The organism is Ochrobactrum sp. RH2CCR150, from assembly GCA_014138095.1.
GTDB classification, from domain to species: Bacteria; Pseudomonadota; Alphaproteobacteria; order Rhizobiales; family Rhizobiaceae; genus Brucella; species Brucella gambitense.
In genome coordinates this window covers 56327-77027 of the sequence record JACGXE010000016.1, presented here as the reverse complement: position 1 = coordinate 77027, position 20701 = coordinate 56327, and the positions used below count along the sequence as shown (strand labels likewise).

The window sequence follows — 20701 nt, the reverse complement described above, 5'->3', positions numbered from 1 at the left end:
CACAGAATGCGATTAAATACTTGATTTCACGCTTGTCTTAATTTCATTCAGCTCAAACCGGAATTCACCTGATGGATGGAATTTTCTGGAAGATCAACCTTATTCTCCTGACCTTCGGTTCGCCGCCAATACCCTGGAATGATCCCTTGCGGGTCGTCTTTCGGCGTTTCGCCGATTGGGCGACCATCACTTTTTGCGCGATATTCACCGAGACCTGTTGGCCCAAATATCAGCCCTCTACGTTGATCAGCACGCCATTATCAGCGCTTTCCTCCTGGAACTAACTGCGCCTCCGTTTCCACACCTTCTTAAGAGCATTAATATGCCCGCTCGTAGAAGCCCGGACTTGTGACGGATCACCATCGACCGGGAAAACGACTTGCACGCAGAAAATATGTCGATAAAATCGATTATTATTAACATGTTATTCCATCATGTCGACGCTATCGACATATTAAACATCTTGCGTCTACGAAATGGGGATTAATCGACATGACATTTCGGCCTAACAGCCCATATAATGATTTACCATCCCTGCCGCCGCGAGAGGACATAGAGACAAAGGCCGTGCTGAAAGCATGCATCGCAGCAAGAGCGTCGCTTGCTGAACTCCGCGTCTCAGGACAACTTATCCCCAACCAGTCGGTCCTCATCAATTCGATTCCTCTGCTTGAAGCGCAGGCAAGCTCAGAAATCGAAAATATCGTCACCACGACAGATCGGCTGTTCCGCTTCGCCAACGAGTCAGGAGATCAAGCCGACCCCGCAACAAAAGAGGCGTTGCGTTATCGCACGGCTCTCAGCGAAGGATTTCAGTCGCTTAGGGATCGCCCGGTATCAACGTCCACGGCTGTCGCAGGATCAAAGGCGTCGATCTCGACATTCGTTCGACGCCAGGCACAGCTCTGATGAACGAGGCCACCGGCACTGTCATCTATTCGCCGCCTGAAGGACAGGAATTGCTTCGGAGCAAGCTTGCCAACTGGGAGCGTTATATTCATGATGCTGACGAAATTGACCCACTCGTGCGTCTGGCCGTCATGCACTACCAGTTTGAGGCCATACATCCATTTATAGATGGTAACGGCCGTACGGGTCGCATCCTCAACCTACTCTATCTGGTTGACAAAGGGCTGCTCGACATTCCCGTCCTTTACCTCAGCAGATATATCATTGACAACAAGAGCGACTATTACAACCGGCTTCTAGCCGTAACGACGGAAGAGGCATGGGAGCCTTGGATTCTCTACATGCTCGAAGCTGTTCGTAACACGGCTGAGTGGTCAACAGCGCGTATTCACGCCATTCGTGATCTGCTCGATCAATCCGCCCAACGAATTCGCCGAGATCTCCCGAAACTCTACTCACGAGAATTGGCTGAAGTGATCTTCGTTAACCCATACTGCCGCATCAGGGATCTTGTTCAGGCTGGCATTGCCAAACGTCAATCTGCCTCCGTCTATCTGAAGGCACTCACCGACCACGGCTTGCTTCAGGAAATCAAAGCGGGACGCGAGAACCTCTACGTCAACCCTGCCCTTTTGGCCCTTCTGCGCGACCGGCCCTCTGCTCAGGTCGACCAATGAACCGAGTCCCGAATGATCGGTTAAGCGTGTGTTTGGACGGAAACTTCAAAACCACTGTGTGGAAAGATCCGAGCCACCTCATTCGGCCACGAGCGCAATTCTCACAGTATAAAAGCCAGACTACACTGAATATGCAGTAACGCGGCGAGCGCCGGGATGGGCCCTTTTCGAACTTCGGGCATCATAATAGCTCAAGATATCTTCAACAGAAGATCAGCATCGCATTGCTTTTTCCTAACACAAAAAACTTGAAAAAGACCTTCATGCGTTAGAGCAAAGCTGTAAAGACGTCCTGGAAATTGGCTGCGCTGATTCGAGGAGCAACTTGATATTAATCCAAGTCGTGGACGCCAAAGAATGATGTTCCGTCCACCCAATCCAGGACATGTCTTTATTTTTTACTTGTTGAATATGGATGTATTTACTCTAGTAACCCATTTTAAATAGTAGACCTTCAAAAAATGCACGAGATTTCTCCCGTGCATTCGAGCTTCCATCCATGTTTCGCCCTGTCAGACGCTGCGAAACTCACTTGGCATTTGGACCTTCATCGAAACCGACGAAAATCTGGATATTCTGCTTGTCCGGCATCGGCAGCGAAATTCCCTTGTCGCTGAAAACGAACTGGGTCGCAGTATCGCCGTTGGTGATCGAGACTGTCTGCTTGTGCAGCTTGGAATAGACCACCTGATCGCCTTGGCGCACAGCCACGCGCACCGGCATGGTGATGGTGCCGCTCTTGTATTGCGGGCCGGGCACAACCTTGCCGGCCGCAGCGATATCAATGGTGATCGTGCCGTCGCCATACTGGCAGGAGCGCGTCACATCGGTCAGCGAAGCCTGATAGATGACTTGCGCCGGATCTTTGTCGCCGCTCTTGGCATAAGTGCTGAAGAAGGCCGTGCCGTCGCGCAATGTCACCGTCGGGCAATAGGCGCGAAGCTCAGACGCCTTGACGCGCGGTTGATCTGTCGTCGCAGTCGACTTGTCACCGCCGCTGGTCGTGCAGCCTGCGAGCGCTGTGAGCAAAACCGTTGCAAAGACTGGAAACAACGATGAACGATTCTGTGATGCTTTTTGCATAGACCGGGCTTCCCTGCACTAATCTGTTTGTTTGAGAGCGCCTCGATTTCTTTGAAATCGCCGGACCACCCCAATTTGTTCCGCCGCCACATTTTCTAACCAGCAAAGCCGCTGCGCGCGTTTGCTGGAAATGCAAACTCTTCGTCTGTCGCATTTCCGAACGCAAAACCGCTTCGCACTTTTGCTGGAAATGCTCTATACCACTGCGCACAAAACAGTGCGCGATGACGTTTTCCCGTTTTTTGCCGCGAAGAGCAACCCCATCCCCTCCGGGATGTTTTAATTTCTTGCGGCTTTTTTATGGACGCCCTATTGCATTTGCACAGCTTTGAAACGCATCCCAACAAGATGCGCGTCGAATGAGACTTGCGCAGCCGATCTGAAATGAAGGCCTGACGAAATGAAATATGTAAGCACCCGCGGCGAAGCCCCAGTCCTGGGTTTCAGCGATGCATTGCTCGCCGGACTAGCCCGCGATGGCGGCCTCTATCTGCCACAGGAATATCCGCAATTTTCTCCGGAACAAATCCGCAGCCTGCGCGGAAAATCCTATATCGATATCGCGCTTGCCGTGCTGACGCCTTTCACCGGCGGCGAAATTCCGCAAGCCGATTTCGAGCGCATGGTGCGCGAGGCCTATGGCAGCTTCCGGCATGACGCCGTCTGCCCGCTGGTCCAGACCGGCGCAAATGAATTCGTGCTCGAACTTTTCCACGGTCCGACGCTTGCCTTCAAGGACGTCGCCATGCAGCTTCTGGCGCGCATGATGGATTATGTGCTGGCAAGCCGTGGCGAACGCGCGACCATCGTCGGCGCAACCTCTGGCGATACCGGCGGCGCGGCAATCGAAGCTTTTGGCGGTCGCGACAACACGGATATCTTCATCCTGTTCCCCAATGGCCGCGTCTCGCCGGTGCAGCAGCGCCAGATGACCTCGTCGGGCTTCGCCAATGTTCATGCGCTGTCCATCGAAGGCAATTTCGACGATTGCCAGAACCTCGTCAAAGGCATGTTCAACGACCTCGCCTTCCGCGATGCGCTGTCGCTTTCGGGCGTAAACTCGATCAACTGGGCGCGGATCATGCCGCAGGTGGTCTATTATTTCACCGCCGCCTTGAGCCTCGGCGCTCCGGACCGTGCAGTTTCCTTCACCGTTCCGACCGGCAATTTCGGCGATATTTTCGCAGGCTATGTGGCCAAGCGTATGGGCCTGCCCATCGAGCGCCTGATCGTCGCCACCAACGACAACGACATTCTTTCGCGCACGCTCGACACCGGCGCTTATGAGATGCGCGGTGTGGCCCAGACCACATCGCCGTCGATGGATATCCAGATTTCGTCCAACTTCGAACGTCTGCTGTTCGAAGCCCATGGTCGCGATGCCGCCGCCGTGCGCGGTCTCATGCAAAGCCTGAAGCAATCCGGCGGTTTCACCATTTCCGAAAAGCCGCTTTCGGCCATCCGCGCCGAGTTCTCGGCTGGACGCTCAACGGTTGCGGAAACGGCGGAGACCATCAAGTCGGTTCTGGCCGATGACGGCTACCTTCTCGACCCGCATTCCGCCATCGGCGTCAAAGTGGCTCGCGAAAATGTGTCCAGTGCTGCCCCGATGGTGGCGCTCGCCACCGCGCATCCGGCCAAATTCCCCGACGCCGTAAAGGCTGCATGCGGTGTCGAACCGCAGCTTCCTGCATGGTTGTCGGACTTGATGCAACGAAAAGAAAGCTTCACAGTTCTTCACAACGACCTGAAAATCGTAGAAGAATACGTGAGCCGCCATTCCAGAGCTCACGCCTGAGGCTCTGGAAAGGAAATTTACGCCCGGCCCCGAACGGAGATACCTGTTTCGGGATCGGGTGAAAAAAAGTCAGAGCGAGGAATGCAGGGAGCAGTTCGCTTATGAGTGTTGAAGTAACACGTCTTCCCAACGGGTTGACGATAGCCACCGATACCATGCCACATGTGGAAAGCGTAGCGCTTGGAATCTGGGTTAAAGCTGGCGCGAGAAACGAAGCCGCCGACCGGCACGGTATAGCTCACTTACTTGAACATATGGCCTTCAAGGGCACGGAAAACCGCTCTGCCTGGCAAATTGCATCGGATATCGAAGACGTCGGCGGCGAGATCAATGCCGCAACTAGCGTCGAGACCACATCCTATTATGCCCGCGTGATGCGCAATGACATGCCGCTGGCCATCGATATTCTCTCCGATATCCTGACCGCATCGAAGTTCGACGAAGACGAACTTGAGCGCGAGAAGCAGGTGATCATGCAGGAGATCGGTGCAGCGCACGACACACCGGACGATATCGTCTTCGATCGTTTCACCGAAACCGCCTATCGTCACCAGCCCATCGGCCGCGCCATTCTTGGCGAGCCGGACACGGTGATGTCGTTCTCCTCCGGCGACCTGCGCCAATATATGGACGAGCAGTACAGCGCCGACCGCATGGTCGTGACGGCTGCCGGCGGCGTGGACCACGATGCTTTCGTCAAGGAAGTTGAAAAGCGTCTCGGCGGCTTCCGCGCCCATAACACGGCGCCGACCCTCGACCTTGCGACCTATGTCGGCGGCGACTTCCGCGAAAACCGCGAATTGATGGATGCACAGGTGCTGATCGGCTTTGAAGGCCGTGCCTATCATGTGCGCGACTTCTACGCCTCACAGCTCCTGTCCATGGTACTGGGCGGCGGCATGTCCTCGCGTCTGTTCCAGGAAGTGCGCGAAAAGCGCGGCCTGTGTTACTCGGTCTATGCGTTCCACTGGGGCTTTTCGGATACGGGCCTGTTCGGCATCCATGCCGCCACGGGTCGCGACGAGCTGGTCGAACTGGTTCCGGTCATCATTGACGAGTTGCACAAGGCAGCGGACTCGATCAGCATCGAGGAAGTCAACCGCGCCCGCGCGCAATATCGCGCCAGCCTACTCATGTCGCAGGAAAGCGCGGCCAGCCGCGCAGGTCAACTCGCCCGCCAGTTCCTGCTCTATGGCCGCCCGGTCGACAATAATGAGCTGATGGAACGTCTTTCCCTGATCACGCCAGAACGTCTGACGGATCTCGCAGGTCGCCTGTTCCTCGACAACAAGCCAACCATTGCAGGTGTTGGTCCGGTTGGCCGCCTGATGAGCTTTGACGATCTGTCCGATGCGCTTTCGACCAATGCGCATAAGAGGAAGATAGCTGTTTAAGGCAGTCGGGGACTAAGGGAATAGGGGAGTATGTGGCCGTGAAGATTTCGTTTTTCCTATTCCCCTACTCACCTATTCCCCTACTCCCCTAACTCCAATGATCGGCCTGTCGTTCCGGCGCAATAATCCGACTATTCTGCGTGGACCGCGCATTTATCTGCGCGAGCCCATGATGGGCGATTTTGCAGGCTGGTCCAATTTGCGTGAGCAAAGCCGGGCCTTTCTGTCTCCATGGGAACCGACTTGGCCCGACGATGACCTGACGAAAAGCGCCTTCCGCTACCGGATGCGGCGTTTTCAGGAAGAAATTTCTGCCGGAACCGGCTATCCTTTCTTCATTTTCCGCAACAGCGACAACCGCATTCTCGGCGGTATCACGCTCGGCAATATCCGCCGCGGAGTAGGACAGAACGGCATGATCGGCTATTGGAGCGGCGCTCCTTTCGCGGGCAAAGGCTATATGACCGAGGCACTGTCTCTGGTTATCCCCTTTGCATTCGACCAACTGCGGTTGCACCGGGTTGAAGCTGCCTGTATTCCCCATAATGTACGTTCGGTCCGGCTTCTCGAAAAAGCCGGATTTCAGAGAGAAGGACTGTTGCGCTCCTATCTCAAGATAAATGGCTTCTGGCAGGACCACCTGCTGTTTGCCCTCATAGAAAGCGACAAACGTATGTTGGATAGCCGCATGATCAATGGCAAGGTTGAACGCTCGTGAGGGGCCTTTCTGAAAAGCTATTCCAGAACGCCGCGCGTTTTCTCGCGCTGATCGTCCTTCTGGCCTTTTCGACCGTCTATGCGTCTGCCGTCGAACCGATCAAGATATCCAAGGACGACACCGCCCTTGATCTGTCGCGCGCCGTCGAACTTTTGCGCAACAAGGGTGAAAGCGTTCAGGTTTCCACCGCGCCCGGCCCCGATGGCATCGTGCGCCGCATCGAAGTACAGGCCGACCAGAACAGCAATGCATCCGGCGACTGGGCCGCTTTCTCCATCGCCAATCCGACAGACCAGCAGATCGATCGCCTGATCGTCGCGCCGCATTATCGTCTTGTCGGTTCCGGCATCATCTGGCCCGATCTCGGCTCGCCGCGTATTGCGTCGATCACCCCCAGTGAAGGCTTTGCGCTCGACCGCCAGCCAAGCGCCGACGCGGATGTGTTCCGTATCACGATCAATCCGGGCAGCGTTGTCACTTTCGTTGCCGAGCTTTCCTCGCATAATCTGCCGCAGCTCTATCTGTGGGAACCGGAAGCCTACAAGGACACCGTCAATTCCTACACGCTCTATCGCGGCATCCTGCTTGGCATTTCAGGCCTGCTGGCGCTGTTCCTGACCATTCTTTTCGTCGTCAAGGGCACCTCGTTGTTCCCCGCCACGGCGGCGCTGGCATGGGCGGTCCTCGCCTATATCTGCGTCGATTTCGGCTTCTGGAACAAGCTGATGGAAATCACGCCCGGAAACGAACAGATATGGCGCGCGGGCACAGAGGTGGCGCTGGCCGCCTCGCTGGTGATTTTCCTCTTCGCCTATCTCAACCTCAACCGCTGGCACGACCATTTCAGCTATGGCGCTGTGACCTGGGTTCTGGGCTTGCTGGCGCTTGCTGGCGTTGCGGTTTTCGATCCGCCCATCGCTTCGGGCATTTCCCGCATCTCGCTCGCACTGACCATCGTTTCCGGTGTTGCGATCATCGGTTACCTCGCGGTGAAGGGATATGACCGAGCGGTCATGCTGATACCCGCCTGGCTTCTCACATTGATATGGCTGCTCGGGGCATGGATGGCCGTCACAGGCCGTCTCGACAACGACATTGTCCAGCCGGCACTTGGCGGCGGCCTAGTTCTCATCGTGCTTCTGATCGGCTTCACCGTCATGCAGCACGCCTTTGCAGGCGGTGCACTCCAGCAGGGGCTATTGTCCGACATGGAACGTCAGGCGCTCGCCGTCATCGGCGCAGGCGACATTGTCTGGGACTGGGATGTGCCGCGCGACCGCGTGGTCACCACGCCGGATATCGCCAACCAGCTTGGCAATACGGCAAGCAGTTTGCAGGGTCCGGTGCGCAACTGGCTGCCGGTCATGCATTCCGACGACCGCGACCGTTTCCGCTCGACGCTGGACGCCATTCTGGAAAACCGTCGCGGACGCATCGGCCAGATCTTCCGCCTGCGCGCCAATGACGGCCATTACCACTGGTACGCGCTGCGTGCGCGCCCGGTGATCGGTTCGGACGGCGAAGTCGTGCGTTGCGTCGGCACGCTGGTCAACGTCACCGAGCAGAAGAAGGCCGAAGAACGTCTGCTGCACGATGCCGTGCACGACAATCTCACCGGCCTGCCCAATCGCGAGCTTTTCCTCGACCGTCTCAGCAATGTGATGAACATGGCGCGCGGCGAGAACAATCTGCACCCGACCGTGTTCATGATCGATATCGACCGCTTCAAGCAGGTCAATGACAGTCTGGGCATGTCGGCAGGCGATACGATCCTTCTCACCATTTCGCGCCGTTTGGCTCGCCTGATGAAGCCGCAGGACACACTCTCGCGTCTTTCTTCCGACCAGTTCGGCCTGCTGCTTGCCTCCGAAAGCGATCCGGGCCGCATCGCAGCCTTTGCGGAAGCGCTGCGTCAGGCCACCCGCGCGCCGATTGCCTATGCCAAGCGCGAGATCGTTCTGACCGCCTCTGTCGGCCTCATCACCTGGACGAAAACCGCCACCACGGCGGAAGATTTCGTGAAGGATGCGGAGCTGGCCATGTATCAAGCCAAGCGCTTCGGCGGCGACCGGATCGAACCGTTCCGCCCGGCATTCCGCGCCATCGGCAGCGACAAGCTGCAGCTCGAATCCGATCTGCGCCGCGCGCTCGAACGCGACGAAATCAGCATGGCCTATCAGCCGATTGTCAGGCTGGACGAAGGCACTATCGCAGGTTTTGAAGCGCTGATGCGCTGGGAACATCCGCGCCGTGGCGCAATCTCTCCTTCGGAATTCATTCCGATTGCCGAAAACTCCGGGCTGATCGTGCAGCTTGGCCTTTTCGCCATGCAGCGCGCCGCCGAAGACCTGTTCGCCTGGCAGGAGCAGTTCCCGAAACTCGACCTGTTCGTCTCGGTCAACCTGTCTTCCACGCAACTGATCCGGCAGGACCTCATCAACGATGTTCGCTCCGTGCTGTCGCGCATTCACCTCAATCCGGGCAGCCTGAAGCTGGAACTGACCGAATCCGTCCTCATGGAAAATCCCGAGCAGTCGGCCCATGTGCTGGCACGGCTCAAGACGATGGGGATCGGTCTGTCGCTGGATGATTTCGGTACCGGCTATTCGTCCCTCGCCTATCTGACGCGCTTTCCGTTCGACATTATCAAGATCGACCGCTCCTTCGTGAAGGGCGACCAGCCGCAGAAGACGACCCTGCTGCGTTCCATCGTTAGTATGGCGCATGATCTGGGTCTGGCGGTGGTGACGGAAGGTGTGGAGAGCGAAAGCGATGCCCTCCAGCTTCGCCAGATGGGCTGTGAATATGTGCAGAGCTTCATGTTCGGTCAGCCGACGAGCCGCGAAGACGCCACGCGCATGATCAAGGAACAGCTGGAAGCGGCGGCGGCGTGAAGTGAGGGGAATAGGGGAATAGGGGAATAGGGGAATAGGGGAATAAAAACTGAATCGGATCAGCCGAAGCAAGTCTTTTTGACCTACTCCCTTACTGCCCTATTCCCCTACTGCCTTAACTCACGCATGCCCCGCGTCGGAAACCAGCCGCGACATGTCGATGCCCATATGAAGCATGAGGCGCGAATATTTGCCTTCAATATCGCTGTCGAAGAGCATGTCGAGCGGAGCATCGCAGCATAGCCAGCCATTATCGGCCAGTTCCGCTTCAAGCTGCCCCGGCGCCCAGCCGGAATAACCCAGCGCCATCAGCACCTGTGAAGGGCCCTTGCCGCCATAAATGGCGCGCAGAATATCGACCGTTGCGGTCAGGCAGACCTCTTCGGAAACCGGCATGGTGGAATCGACCATGTAATCGTCGGAATGCAGCACAAAGCCGCGTGTGCGGTCCACCGGCCCGCCATTGCGCACCATCATATGCTGCGTGCGATCTGGCAGTATGATCAGCTCATCCTCATCAATCACACCAATCTGGCGCAGGATATCGGGGAAGCCGATCGGCTGAAGCTGGTTGATGATGAAGCCCATCGCGCCCTCATCGGAATGGGCGCAGATATAGACCACCGACCGGGCAAAACGCTCGTCGCTCATGCCGGGCATGGCAAGCAGGAATTGCCCGTTTAAGAACCCCTGCTCCTGGTTCGGCTTCCGCATCGTGGTCATATTGATGAAGGTAGCAAGCCTGCAGAAAATAACAATGGGAGTCGCAAATTTGTCTTCAAAGGACGCAAAAATATAATTGCTCCCAACAATGTTGGACTTGAAGCAACCATGATTTCATTTCATTTTTGAGCAATGAGAACACGTTTGAACATTCTCGCTTTCGGCTTGCTTACCGCCTCCAGTTTGTCGGCCCATGCCTCGACCTCCGCCTGGACCGAAACGCCCGGCGGGCGTGTGCGCGTAATCATCGAGGATGCCGCGGTTTCTACTGAGGCCGGGCCCAAGCGCGAGATACGCGGCGCGTTGCAGATTGAGTTGCAGCCGGGATGGAAAACCTACTGGCGCAATCCGGGCGATGCCGGCGTGCCGCCGCAGATCAATCTCGACGGCAACGCCAACGCGCAGATCGATTATCCCGCGCCGGTGCGGTTCGGCGGCGATGACGATGGCATCGGTTACAAGAAGCCGGTTTCGCTGCCCATCATTTTCCAGTTGCAGCCTGATGACACCCGTCTCAAGGGCCATGCCTTTCTCGGCGTTTGCGAGCATATCTGCATTCCGGTGCAAGCTGAGTTTGACTTCCCCGTCAGCACAAATGTCGAATCTGCCGAGCCGCAGGCCATCGCTACACGCACCATCGTGGAGACCGCGTTCGGGCGACTTCCCGCGACGGCCTCCCCCTCTTTCGGTGTGAGCGCCGTGAAGCGCGATCGGGACACCGCAGTATTCACCTTGGCTGTGCCTGACCCGAAAGCACCTGCGGAGCTTTTTGTGGCCAGCGACAAGCTGCGCCTGTCCGATCCGGTCGCCTCTGATGGTCGCAACTTCACCGTAACGGTCAAGGGCGATGCGCGATATGCAACCGTCGACTACACCATCGTGCAGAATGGCAAGGCAGTGTCGGGACAGGTTACACTCGACTGAACTCAGCGGCTTTTGCTTCGCCTGAAACTGCTTGCCCATCCTCCCCCATTTTGATGGCGACATCAGCGTTTTGAAATTGTCGAGCGCCCCGTTATCGGTTTAACTGTCGCGGCTCGCGCTTCGCGGTGCGGCAATGACAGTTTTGAAAACAGGCAGCGGACCAGACGGCAATTTGTCCCCTGCCCTCAGGAGAAAACAGATGACGATCAAAGTTGGCGACACGCTTCCCGCAGCAACCTTCAAGGTCAAGACTGCGGACGGTGTCAAGGAAGTGACGACCGACGAAGTCTTCAAGGGCAAGAAGGTCGTTCTCTTTGCCGTTCCGGGCGCTTTCACGCCGACCTGCAGCCTCAACCACCTGCCGGGCTATCTCGACAATCGCGATGCCATTCTCGCCAAGGGCGTGGACCAGATTGCAGTGATCGCCGTCAACGACGCCTTCGTGATGGGCGCATGGGCGCAGAGCACCGGCGGCGAAGGCAAGATCCTCTATCTCGCAGACGGTTCGGCCACCTTCACCAAGGCAGCAGGCCTTGAGCTCGACGCAACCGCTGGCGGCCTTGGCATTCGCTCCAAGCGCTATTCGGCCATTGTCGAAGACGGCGTGGTCAAGACGCTCAATATCGAAGAACAGGCTGGTCAGGCCGTCACTTCGGCTGCTTCGGCAATTCTCGAGCAGCTCTGATCAAATTCAAAAAGGGCGGTGAAAACCGCCCTTTTCTAATACCAAAACACAGTTCTGACCGGTGCTTATTGCACTTTCAGCGATTTACGCCCGCCATATTTGAACGGCTCCATACCGGCGCGAGCCAATTCGTCGGCCCGTTCATTTTCCGGATGACCGGCATGGCCCTTGACCCAATGCCAATTGACCTTGTGCGGCTTGCGCGCCTCATCCAGCAGCTGCCATAGCTCGGCATTTTTTACCGGCTTCTTGGCCGCTGTTTTCCAGCCATTGCGCTTCCAGCCTTCGATCCAGCCGGAAATACCGTCGCGGACATAGACCGAGTCCGTATAGAGATCGACTTCGCAAGGTTCTTTCAGCGCGGATAGTGCAGAAATTGCGGCCATCAATTCCATACGGTTGTTGGTGGTGTCGGCCTCGCCGCCCTTCAGCTCTTTCTCGTTGCCGTTCCAGCGCAGCACCACGCCCCAGCCGCCGGGGCCGGGATTACCTGAGCAGGCGCCGTCGGTGTAAGCCTCGATCTGCTTCACGCATCCGCTCCCTGCGGTTCCAGCCCATATTCGGCAGCCGAAACGATCTGGCGGTGGAAGCGCATCTTGCGCACATATTCCATCGGGTCCTTCTTCATGACGAAACTGCCATCTGGAACGGTCAGCCAGTCATAAAGCCGCGTCAGCATGAAGCGCATTGCAGCGCCGCGCGAGAGCACAGGCAGCGCATCGGCTTCCGCCGTCGAAAGTGGGCGGATCGACGTGTAACCGCGCAAAAGGGCCGCGCCCTTGGTGCGATTGTAGGAAAAATCCTTTTCGAAGCACCATGCATTCAGGCAAATGGCGACGTCATAGGCCAGAATGTCGGTGCAGGCGAAATAGAAATCGATGAAGCCCGACAACTTGTCGCCGAGGAAAAACACATTGTCCGGGAACAGATCAGCATGGATCACGCCTTGTGGCAGATCGGCAGGCCAGTTTTTCTCCAGAAAATCGAGGTCGGCTTCCGCTTCCTCGACCAGCTCCGGCTCGACCGTGTCTGCGCGTTCGCGCGACATGTCCCACAGCGGACGCCAGTCGGGCAGCGTCAGGCCGTTGCGGCGGCGCATGGCGAAATCCTCGCCTGCAAGATGCATGCGCGCCAGCCCCTCACCTACAGCCTCGCAATGGGCGACTGTGGGCTTTCGCATCCACATGCCCTCAAGGAAGGTGACGATAGCAGCCGGACGCCCGGCAAGTTCGCCAATCGTCTCGCCATCGCTGCGCACCACCGGCTGCGGGCAGTCGAGACCGCGCTGCGCCAGATGCTGCATCAGACCCAGAAAGAACGGCAGGTCTTCACGGTTGGTGCGCTTTTCATAAAGCGTCAGAATGAAGGAGCCGGACGTGGTATGCAGGAGATAGTTGGAATTCTCCACACCCTCGGCAATGCCCTTATAGGAAGTCAGCGTGCCGATATCGTATTGCTGCAGGAATGCGCCAAGTTCGATCTCATTGATATCAGTATAGACGGCCATGCCGTTTATTTCCCCTATATGACCTTGGGCATTATCTTAGGCATGATCTGGGGTGCCAGCTTCGGAATACCGGCAACCCTGTTCTCGCCATTGACGAATGCCATATCCTGCACCGTCAGTTCCACATCGCGAATTTCACGATTTACAAGGAAGTTCTCGGTTTCCACTGCCGTTTCCGCCAATTCAATGCGCACATTGAAGCGGTCGCGGAACGATGCGATGATTTCATCAACGATGATTTCCGGTGCAGAAGCGCCTGCCGAAAGACCGACAACGGAAATATCGCCGATCTTGTCCCATTCGATATCGGCGGCGCGCTGCACCAGCATGGACATGCGCGCGCCCGCCTTTTCCGCCACTTCAACCAGACGTTTCGAATTGGACGAATTCGGTGCGCCGACGATCAGGAAAAGGTCGCAGCCGGGCGCTGCCGCCCGCACCGCATCCTGACGGTTGGTGGTGGCATAGCAGATCGATTCCGCAGCCGGGGCAGAAAGATTGGGGAAGCGCACCTGCAATTCCTCGATAATGCCGGCCGTATCGTCCACCGAGAGCGTTGTCTGCGTGACGAAGCCGAGATTATCCTCATCGGCAAAATGGCAGTTGCGGGCGTCCTCGACCGTCTCGATCAGCGTGACCGCGCCTTCCGGCAGCTGGCCCATCGTGCCGATGACTTCAGGATGGCCGGAATGACCAATCAAAATCACATGGCGTCCAAGCCGCTGATGGCGCATCGCCTGCTTGTGCACCTTGGAAACCAACGGGCAGGTCGCATCGAGATAGAAAAGGTTCTTGGATTCAGCATCGGCAGGCACGGATTTCGGCACACCATGGGCGGAGAAAACAACCGGCTGATCGCGATGCTCCGCCGGGATCTCATCAAGCTCTTCGACGAAGATTGCGCCGCGCGATTGCAGCCCTTCGACCACATAGCGGTTATGCACGATCTCATGGCGGACATAGACCGGCGCACCGTATTTCTTCAGCGCCAGCACGACGATCTGGATCGCCCGGTCAACACCGGCGCAAAAGCCGCGCGGACCGCAAAGGCGGATTTCCAGTGGGGGGCGCTGATCGGTCATGAAGAGCTCGCAGGTTCGGCTTGACGAAGGACTTAGGGTCGGCTGAGATTCGGTCTATGAGGAGCCGAAAATGGTGTGGTTTGAGAACCGGAGCGGAATGTACTTGAAGGTACATGAGCACCGGAAGCGAAAACCGCGCCATTTGCAGGCCGTCAGAGACCGAATATCAACTGACCTTCACGGAGTTGGGCCGCAACGCGGCCAATGTCAACCCCTTGGCTGTTTTCGATAACGCCATAGCCATGTTCCGACAACCCCGATCAGCGCCAGAGCGAGGCCATACCACGTCACGGCATATTGCAGATGGTTGTTGGGAAATTCGATGATCGTCACACCGCCAATAGGCAGACCGCCCGGATTGGGCTTGTTATCGGCATCGATAAAGAACGGCACGACCTGATTGATATCCGGCAGATCGGCGCTTTCGGCCATTGCCGCCCAGTCCTTCCAGAAGAAGATATTCTTGGCGATATCGTTATTCGGCAGGAAGAAGCCCGGTTTCGCCGACAACGGATCACGCGCCAGCCCGGTTATGCTGACCGGCCCGTCGAGTTGGCCATCGGCGCGGGTGGCCGGGTCCTTCTTTTCATAGGGAACGAAGCCGCGATTGACCAGCACGAAGCGGCCATCTTCCAGCATCAGCGGCGTATAGACATTATAGCCCGCAGCACCTTCATAGGTGGACAGGAAGTGCCGTTCGCCCTGATGCATGAAAGTGCCCGACACCGTGACCGGCAGATATTCGACCGTGCCCTTTTCCTTATAGAGCTTTTCCATATCCGCCAGCGACAAGGGCGGTTCCTTGATGCGCTCATTGGTGGAAGCGATCAGCGCTTCCTTCCAGAACAGCCGTTCCACCTGCCAGGTGCCGAGCGCCAGCAGAATGATCAGCGCGATGCCGGATGCGATGACAACGCCCCAGGGAAAACGGCGGGAAACCTGACGCTCGGTCATTCTTTCGTATCCGTATGGCTGTCAGCACTTGTTTGTATCGTGCCGGGGGCAGCCTTGTTGCGATATTGCATATTGATCAGAATACCCTTCATCCATCGCATGGCGACAAGGCTGAGGATGATCGCCAGCGGCACCCACAGGATGAAATGCACCCAGAGCGGCGGACCGACATTGACTTCCATCCAAAGCGCCAGCCCGACGACAATGAAGCCGATGATCAGGATTACGAAGGCCGCCGGACCATCACCGGAATCCGCAAACGAATAATCCAGCCCGCAGGAAGTGCAGCGTGGCGCAACCGTCAAAAAACCGTTGAACAGCTTGCCCTCGCCGCAGCGCGGGCAACGTCCCGCTATACCGCTTTTGATCGGATCAACCGGCGGATAAAGATTGGCATCAGGCATGGCGCGCTCCTTCATTTCAATACTGCTCCAGACAAGCAAAAGGCGGCCATGTTGCCAGGGCCGCCTCGAAATTCAGATTACGGCCAATCAGCCACCGTGCATCGGCGCACCCCAGCCACCCCAGACATAGATGGCGAAGAACAGGAACAGCCAGACCACGTCAACGAAGTGCCAGTACCAGGCGGCAGCTTCGAAACCGAAATGCTGCTTCGGCGTGAAATCGCCACCGATTGCGCGGAACAGGCAGACCAGCAAAAAGATCGTGCCGATGATCACGTGGAAACCGTGGAAGCCGGTGGCCATGAAGAAGGTAGCGCCGTAGATCGAGTCCTTGAACGCGAACGGAGCGTGCATGTATTCATAGGCCTGCACGAACGAGAACAGAATGCCGAGCACCACAGTGATAGCGAGGCCGGTGATCATGCCCTTGCGGTCGTTATGCAGCAGCGCATGGTGCGACCAGGTCAGGGTCGTGCCCGACAGAAGCAGGATCACGGTGTTGTAGAGCGGCAGGTGAAGCGGATCGAGAACCTCGATGCCCTTCGGAGGCCAGACACCGCCCGTAAACGTGGCGCGTGCTACCTGATGCACTTCATTCGGGAAAAGGCTTGCATCGAAAAACGCCCAGAACCATGCCACGAAGAACATGACTTCCGAGGCGATGAACATGATCATGCCATAGCGCAGATGCAGCGACACGACGCGGGTGTGATGACCCTCATGCGCTTCCTTGATCGTGTCCGACCACCAGCCGAACATGCAATACAGCACGATTGCGAGGCCGATGAAGAAAAGCCACGGCGTTACGAGGTTGTGCCCGAAGAACGGCAGCTCACTCGCATTGAGATAACGCATCCAGGCAATGCCGCCGATTGCGAGCACAAAAGCGCCCATCGAGCTCAGGAACGGCCAAGGGCTGGGCGCTATAATGTGATAATCGTGGTTCTTCTCGTGTACGTCCGCCATGTCTCTCCCCGTAATCCCCTGAGGGGCTCCTCTCTCGTGCCTGCCTGCTGAAATCCACGAAGGGACACACGCAAGCGCGACCATGTTTTGCGTCAGATGGCTCCCTGACCAGATGCCGCATACCGTCAATAATCAAGCGGTTTTACCGACGGTCCGAATCCGACAATAAAACCAGTCGTCGCATTTGTCTTTGCGGCATTATGTGCCGCATCGAAACTCGTGTCCCTTTATCCCCCGCTGCTCATCGCAGCTTCGGTCTTCGTCGCCGGCTTTGCGTCAGCAACCGGCTTCGGCTTTTCGATCGGAAAAAAGGTGTATGAAAGCGTGATGGTCTTCACATCCTTCAGATCGGGATCGTTGACGATCTCCGGATCGACGAAGAAAACCACCGGCATTTCCATGTCTTCGCCCGGCTTCAGCGTGGTATCCGTGAAGCAGAAACACTGGACCTTGTTGAAATAGGCGCCTGCGCGGCCCGGCGAGACATTGAAGCTCGCACGGCCAAAGGTCGTTTGATCGAACAGGTTGCGCCCTTCATACTTGATCATGGCGGTTTCGCCGATACGCACCGTCACTTCGCGCTGCACCGGCTTGAAATCCCAAGGCAGGCCATTGGCCGTATTGGCGTCGAAACGCACCTTGATCGTCCTGTCGAGGATCGTATCGGAATATTGTTCGACACGCTGCGTCGTGCCGCCATAGCCGGTGACCTGACAGAAAAGCGTGTAAAGCGGAACAGACGCATAGGCTGCGCCGATCATGCAGACGAAGAAAGACACGCAGGCAATGGCAATGGTCCGGTTGGAACGCTGCTGCCGCTTGAGCTTTTCGTCTTTATCCTGCTGATCTGCCATGGTCTCCTCCCAGTTTCCCTCCCGAAACAGCCTAACCCGAACTTTTCGTCAGAGCGGCCGTACCAGAACATTGGCACCCAGTTTCGCTATCGTGCCGACATAGACGAGCAGCACGAACAGCGCCAAGGCAATTGCCAGTCCCCAGGACCGGTTGCGCTGGGCTTTCTTCTGCTGCTCGGTCGGTACGACCAGTTCCAGCTTCTCATGTACCGGCTTTTCTACCGTCTTATCCATTACAACACTCCAAAGGCGTGAAGCGCCTTGAACGTCAGTGCCTCAAACAGCATAACCGCGAACAGGCCCGACAGGTACACCAGCGAAAAGCGGAACAGCTTGCGCGCGGCAACCAGCATGGCGGGCTGCGATGCGGCCATCCACATGCGCCAGGCATAATAAACAAAGGCTCCGCCCAGCAGCACCGATACAGCGCCATAGACCGGGCCTGCAAAACCCATCACCCATGGCAGCACGCCCACCGGCGCCATGAGCAGTGTGTAGAACATCGCCTGACGGCGCGTCGAAAGCTCGCCCTTCACATTCGGCATCATCGGAATGCGCGCAGCTTCGTAATCATTGGTCGAGAACAACGACAGCGCCCAGAAATGCGGCGGCGTCCAGAGGAAAATGATCATGAACAGCACGACGCTGTCCCAGGTGATCTCGCCCGTTGCCGCGGCCCAGCCGATCATGGGCGGGAATGCGCCCGCAGCACCGCCAATGACGATGTTCTGCGGCGTCGAACGCTTGAGCCACATCGTATAGATGACGGCATAGAAGAAGATGGTGAAGGCCAGAAGCGCTGCCGACAGCCAGTTGACCATCAGGCCAAGCGTCAGGACCGAGAAGACCGACAACGTCAGGCCGAAAGCCAGAACCTGATCGGGCGCAATCACACCGGCCGGAATCGGGCGGTTACGGGTACGCTTCATCACCGCGTCGATATCGGCGTCGTACCACATGTTCAGCGCACCGGACGCACCAGCGCCAACTGCGATGCACAGAATGCTGATGGCAGCCAGAACGGGGTTCATCGTGCCCGGAGCAAGGACAAGCCCGACCAGCCCCGTGAACACCACAAGGGACATCACGCGCGGCTTCAGCAGAACCAGATAGTCCCGCGCCGTTGCCTCCGAGAACGCGACTGCGTCATTCGGGCCTGAAACGCTTACGTTTTTTTCCACCAGCGACATTAGACTTCAATAACCTCAAATTCACCGGTCCGACCACCGCATCTTGTTCGATGCAGTTCGACAACCAACACAACTTGTCCCTCCCGGAGAACATCCGTTCCTGCCGGAAATGCCGTGCAATTGTCGGCAGGATAAACCTGCCAGTACGGTCATAACGCGATGGGCGGAACAGAATGTCGCCCGCCTTTAGCACAATTTGTTGGAAAGGGCGAAGTCTTTTGCAGACCCCGCCCTTCGCACGATTACTTGATGCGCGGCAGCTGTTCCCACTGGTGGTACGGCGGCGGAGAAGGAAGCTGCCATTCCAGCGTGGTTGCGCCTTCGCCCCACGGGTTTGCACCTGCTTCACGCTTCTTCGCGAATGCCTCGAAGACATTGTAGAGGAAGATCAGCACGGCGAAGCCCGAAATATAGGAGCCGTAGGACGACACCATGTTCCAGCCTGCATAGGCATCCGGATAGTCGATGTAACGGCGCGGCATGCCAGCGAGACCGAGGAAATGCTGCGGGAAGAAGATCAGGTTCACGCCGATGAAGGTGACCCAGAAATGCAGCTTCGCGGTGAACTCGTTATACATGTAGCCGCTCATCTTCGGGAACCAGTAGTACCAGCCCGCAAAGATCGCGAAGACAGCGCCAAGCGACAGAACGTAGTGGAAGTGCGCCACAACGTAGTAGGTGTCGTGCAGTGCACGGTCGAGACCGGCATTGGCGAGCTGAACGCCCGTCACGCCACCGACAGTGAACAGGAAGATGAAGCCGATTGCCCACAGCATCGGTGCGCGGAAGGTGATCGAACCGCCCCACATGGTCGCGATCCATGAGAAGATCTTGATACCTGTGGGAACCGCGATGACCATCGTGGCGAACACGAAATAGCGCTGCGTGTCGAGCGACAGGCCGACCGTGTACATATGGTGCGCCCAGACCACGAAGCCGACAACACCAATCGCAACCATGGCATAGGCCATGCCGAGATAACCGAAGATCGGCTTGCGCGAGAAGGTCGACACGATGTGGCTGACGATACCGAAGCCCGGCAGAATCAGGATGTACACTTCCGGGTGACCGAAGAACCAGAACAGATGCTGATAGAGGATCGGATCACCACCGCCATCCGGCGCAAAGAAGGTCGTGCCGAAGTTACGGTCGGTCAGCAGCATAGTGATGCCGCCTGCCAGAACGGGCAGCGAAAGCAGAAGCAGGAATGCCGTCACCAGAACAGCCCAGGCGAAAAGCGGCATCTTGTGCAGCGTCATGCCCGGAGCGCGCATGTTCAGGATCGTGGTGATGAAGTTGATCGCACCGAGGATCGACGACGCACCGGAAATGTGCAGCGCCAGAATGGCGAAATCGATTGCCGGGCCAGGCTGACCGCTCGTCGAAAGCGGCGGATACAGCGTCCAGCCGCCACCAGGACCCCAGCCGCCAGGTGCCGAAGGCATGAACAGCGAGATCAGAAGCAGCGTCAGCGCAGGCGGCAGAAGCCAGAACGAAATGTTGTTCATGCGCGGGAACGCCATGTCCGGCGCGCCGATCATCAGCGGCACCATCCAGTTGGCGAAACCACCGATCAGCGCAGGCATAACCATGAAGAAGATCATGACCAGCGCGTGCGCCGAGGTGAACACGTTGAACATCTGCTTGCCGGCATCAAGCGCGGCATCGCCCTCAACACCGTAGACCATGGACGCAAGGCCATGGAAAATCTGAATGCCTGGTTCCTGAAGTTCGGCGCGCATCGCGATAGACAGTGCGCCGCCGATGATACCGGCAATGATTGCGAAGATCAGGTACAGGGTACCGATGTCTTTATGATTGGTCGAGTATACCCAACGAACCCAGCCGTGCGGCTTGTGGTCGTCGTGGGCACCATGCTCGTGAGCTGCTGTGCCAGCCATGGAATTCGCTCCCGTTTTTCAACAGTTTGGCGTTCGGG

General features: G+C 57.2%; 20 protein-coding genes. 8 read left to right on the top strand and 12 right to left on the bottom strand.

Going from position 1 to position 20701, the window contains the following annotated elements; translation table 11 throughout:
* Positions 1–492 precede the first annotated feature (492 nt).
* Together FHW03_RS26145 and FHW03_RS26140 are read left to right on the top strand one after the other, a co-directional pair.
* A complete protein-coding gene (locus FHW03_RS26145; protein ID WP_377515470.1) occupies positions 493–909 on the top strand; it encodes a Fic/DOC family N-terminal domain-containing protein in 417 nt (138 codons plus the stop codon).
* Complete coding sequence (locus FHW03_RS26140; protein ID WP_377515468.1) at positions 909–1586, top strand: Fic family protein; 678 nt, start codon at positions 909–911, stop codon at positions 1584–1586. The genes FHW03_RS26145 and FHW03_RS26140 overlap by 1 nt, the downstream gene beginning before the upstream one ends.
* Before the next feature lie 528 nt (positions 1587–2114).
* Here the strand turns inward: FHW03_RS26140 and FHW03_RS22285 are convergent.
* A complete protein-coding gene (locus tag FHW03_RS22285) occupies positions 2115–2669 on the bottom strand; it encodes a hypothetical protein (RefSeq protein WP_182522635.1) in 555 nt (184 codons plus the stop codon).
* Positions 2670–3069: 400 nt separating this feature from the next.
* Here FHW03_RS22285 and thrC point away from each other — a divergent pair, with 400 nt between their 5' ends.
* From thrC to FHW03_RS22265, 4 genes are all read left to right on the top strand, one after another.
* On the top strand, positions 3070–4467 hold the full coding sequence (gene thrC, locus FHW03_RS22280) for a threonine synthase (protein WP_182522634.1): 1398 nt from the start codon (positions 3070–3072) through the stop codon (positions 4465–4467).
* A 101-nt stretch (positions 4468–4568) separates the two neighbouring features.
* Positions 4569–5861 (top strand): pitrilysin family protein, encoded by a 1293-nt coding sequence (locus FHW03_RS22275; RefSeq protein ID WP_182522633.1) that lies wholly within the window; start codon positions 4569–4571, stop codon positions 5859–5861.
* A 97-nt stretch (positions 5862–5958) separates the two neighbouring features.
* Positions 5959–6579: a GNAT family N-acetyltransferase gene (locus FHW03_RS22270; protein WP_078338083.1), complete on the top strand. Its 621-nt coding sequence runs from the start codon at positions 5959–5961 to the stop codon at positions 6577–6579.
* Positions 6576–9473, top strand: coding sequence for a sensor domain-containing phosphodiesterase (locus tag FHW03_RS22265; protein ID WP_182522632.1), 2898 nt, complete (start codon positions 6576–6578; stop codon positions 9471–9473). The genes FHW03_RS22270 and FHW03_RS22265 overlap by 4 nt, the downstream gene beginning before the upstream one ends.
* A 120-nt stretch (positions 9474–9593) precedes the next feature.
* Here the strand turns inward: FHW03_RS22265 and FHW03_RS22260 are convergent, their stop codons facing one another.
* Entirely contained in the window at positions 9594–10196 is a 603-nt protein-coding gene (locus FHW03_RS22260; RefSeq protein ID WP_182522631.1) for a YqgE/AlgH family protein, read from the bottom strand.
* A 132-nt stretch (positions 10197–10328) separates the two neighbouring features.
* Here FHW03_RS22260 and FHW03_RS22255 point away from each other — a divergent pair, with 132 nt between their 5' ends.
* Both FHW03_RS22255 and FHW03_RS22250 read left to right on the top strand, forming a co-directional pair.
* The gene (locus tag FHW03_RS22255) at positions 10329–11120 is read left to right on the top strand and encodes a protein-disulfide reductase DsbD domain-containing protein (RefSeq protein WP_182522630.1); all 792 of its coding nucleotides are present in this window, start codon (positions 10329–10331) and stop codon (positions 11118–11120) included.
* Positions 11121–11319: 199 nt separating this feature from the next.
* Complete coding sequence (locus FHW03_RS22250) at positions 11320–11805, top strand: peroxiredoxin (RefSeq protein ID WP_151590396.1); 486 nt, start codon at positions 11320–11322, stop codon at positions 11803–11805.
* A 65-nt stretch (positions 11806–11870) separates the two neighbouring features.
* On the opposite strand, the gene rnhA is transcribed toward FHW03_RS22250, so the two are convergent.
* From rnhA to ctaD, 10 genes are all read right to left on the bottom strand, one after another.
* Complete coding sequence (gene rnhA, locus FHW03_RS22245) at positions 11871–12335, bottom strand: ribonuclease HI (protein ID WP_078338079.1); 465 nt, start codon at positions 12333–12335, stop codon at positions 11871–11873.
* Complete coding sequence (locus tag FHW03_RS22240; RefSeq protein ID WP_182522629.1) at positions 12332–13312, bottom strand: homoserine kinase; 981 nt, start codon at positions 13310–13312, stop codon at positions 12332–12334. The genes rnhA and FHW03_RS22240 overlap by 4 nt, the downstream gene beginning before the upstream one ends.
* A 14-nt stretch (positions 13313–13326) precedes the next feature.
* Positions 13327–14394 (bottom strand): 4-hydroxy-3-methylbut-2-enyl diphosphate reductase, encoded by a 1068-nt coding sequence (ispH, locus tag FHW03_RS22235; protein WP_182522628.1) that lies wholly within the window; start codon positions 14392–14394, stop codon positions 13327–13329.
* 207 nt (positions 14395–14601) lie between these two features.
* Positions 14602–15348: an SURF1 family protein gene (locus FHW03_RS22230; RefSeq protein ID WP_182522627.1), complete on the bottom strand. Its 747-nt coding sequence runs from the start codon at positions 15346–15348 to the stop codon at positions 14602–14604.
* Positions 15345–15752: a DUF983 domain-containing protein gene (locus tag FHW03_RS22225; RefSeq protein WP_182522626.1), complete on the bottom strand. Its 408-nt coding sequence runs from the start codon at positions 15750–15752 to the stop codon at positions 15345–15347. Before FHW03_RS22225 ends, FHW03_RS22230 begins: the two co-directional genes overlap by 4 nt.
* Before the next feature lie 87 nt (positions 15753–15839).
* On the bottom strand, positions 15840–16718 hold the full coding sequence (locus tag FHW03_RS22220) for a cytochrome c oxidase subunit 3 (protein WP_182522625.1): 879 nt from the start codon (positions 16716–16718) through the stop codon (positions 15840–15842).
* A 227-nt stretch (positions 16719–16945) separates the two neighbouring features.
* Positions 16946–17572, bottom strand: a complete 627-nt coding sequence (locus FHW03_RS22215) for a cytochrome c oxidase assembly protein (protein WP_182522624.1) — start codon at positions 17570–17572, stop codon at positions 16946–16948.
* Positions 17573–17620: 48 nt separating this feature from the next.
* Positions 17621–17806: a hypothetical protein gene (locus tag FHW03_RS22210; protein WP_138786568.1), complete on the bottom strand. Its 186-nt coding sequence runs from the start codon at positions 17804–17806 to the stop codon at positions 17621–17623.
* A complete protein-coding gene (locus FHW03_RS22205; RefSeq protein WP_182522623.1) occupies positions 17806–18762 on the bottom strand; it encodes a heme o synthase in 957 nt (318 codons plus the stop codon). The genes FHW03_RS22210 and FHW03_RS22205 overlap by 1 nt, the downstream gene beginning before the upstream one ends.
* A gap of 242 nt (positions 18763–19004) precedes the next feature.
* Positions 19005–20663, bottom strand: coding sequence for a cytochrome c oxidase subunit I (gene ctaD, locus FHW03_RS22200; RefSeq protein ID WP_078338071.1), 1659 nt, complete (start codon positions 20661–20663; stop codon positions 19005–19007).
* Positions 20664–20701: the final 38 nt, after the last annotated feature.

Bases quoted from the DNA above. Each gene is read 5' to 3' on its own strand.
- FHW03_RS26145 (WP_377515470.1), top strand. From the start codon at position 493: ATGACATTTCGGCCTAACAGCCCATATAATGATTTACCATCCCTGCCG.
- FHW03_RS26140 (WP_377515468.1), top strand. From the start codon at position 909: ATGAACGAGGCCACCGGCACTGTCATCTATTCGCCGCCTGAAGGACAG.
- FHW03_RS22285 (WP_182522635.1), bottom strand. From the start codon at position 2,669: ATGCAAAAAGCATCACAGAATCGTTCATCGTTGTTTCCAGTCTTTGCA.
- thrC (WP_182522634.1), top strand. From the start codon at position 3,070: ATGAAATATGTAAGCACCCGCGGCGAAGCCCCAGTCCTGGGTTTCAGC.
- FHW03_RS22275 (WP_182522633.1), top strand. From the start codon at position 4,569: ATGAGTGTTGAAGTAACACGTCTTCCCAACGGGTTGACGATAGCCACC.
- FHW03_RS22270 (WP_078338083.1), top strand. From the start codon at position 5,959: ATGATCGGCCTGTCGTTCCGGCGCAATAATCCGACTATTCTGCGTGGA.
- FHW03_RS22260 (WP_182522631.1), bottom strand. From the start codon at position 10,196: ATGACCACGATGCGGAAGCCGAACCAGGAGCAGGGGTTCTTAAACGGG.
- FHW03_RS22255 (WP_182522630.1), top strand. From the start codon at position 10,329: ATGAGAACACGTTTGAACATTCTCGCTTTCGGCTTGCTTACCGCCTCC.
- FHW03_RS22250 (WP_151590396.1), top strand. From the start codon at position 11,320: ATGACGATCAAAGTTGGCGACACGCTTCCCGCAGCAACCTTCAAGGTC.
- FHW03_RS22240 (WP_182522629.1), bottom strand. From the start codon at position 13,312: ATGGCCGTCTATACTGATATCAATGAGATCGAACTTGGCGCATTCCTG.
- ispH (WP_182522628.1), bottom strand. From the start codon at position 14,394: ATGACCGATCAGCGCCCCCCACTGGAAATCCGCCTTTGCGGTCCGCGC.
- FHW03_RS22230 (WP_182522627.1), bottom strand. From the start codon at position 15,348: ATGACCGAGCGTCAGGTTTCCCGCCGTTTTCCCTGGGGCGTTGTCATC.
- FHW03_RS22225 (WP_182522626.1), bottom strand. From the start codon at position 15,752: ATGCCTGATGCCAATCTTTATCCGCCGGTTGATCCGATCAAAAGCGGT.
- FHW03_RS22220 (WP_182522625.1), bottom strand. From the start codon at position 16,718: ATGGCGGACGTACACGAGAAGAACCACGATTATCACATTATAGCGCCC.
- FHW03_RS22215 (WP_182522624.1), bottom strand. From the start codon at position 17,572: ATGGCAGATCAGCAGGATAAAGACGAAAAGCTCAAGCGGCAGCAGCGT.
- FHW03_RS22210 (WP_138786568.1), bottom strand. From the start codon at position 17,806: ATGGATAAGACGGTAGAAAAGCCGGTACATGAGAAGCTGGAACTGGTC.
- FHW03_RS22205 (WP_182522623.1), bottom strand. From the start codon at position 18,762: ATGTCGCTGGTGGAAAAAAACGTAAGCGTTTCAGGCCCGAATGACGCA.
- ctaD (WP_078338071.1), bottom strand. From the start codon at position 20,663: ATGGCTGGCACAGCAGCTCACGAGCATGGTGCCCACGACGACCACAAG.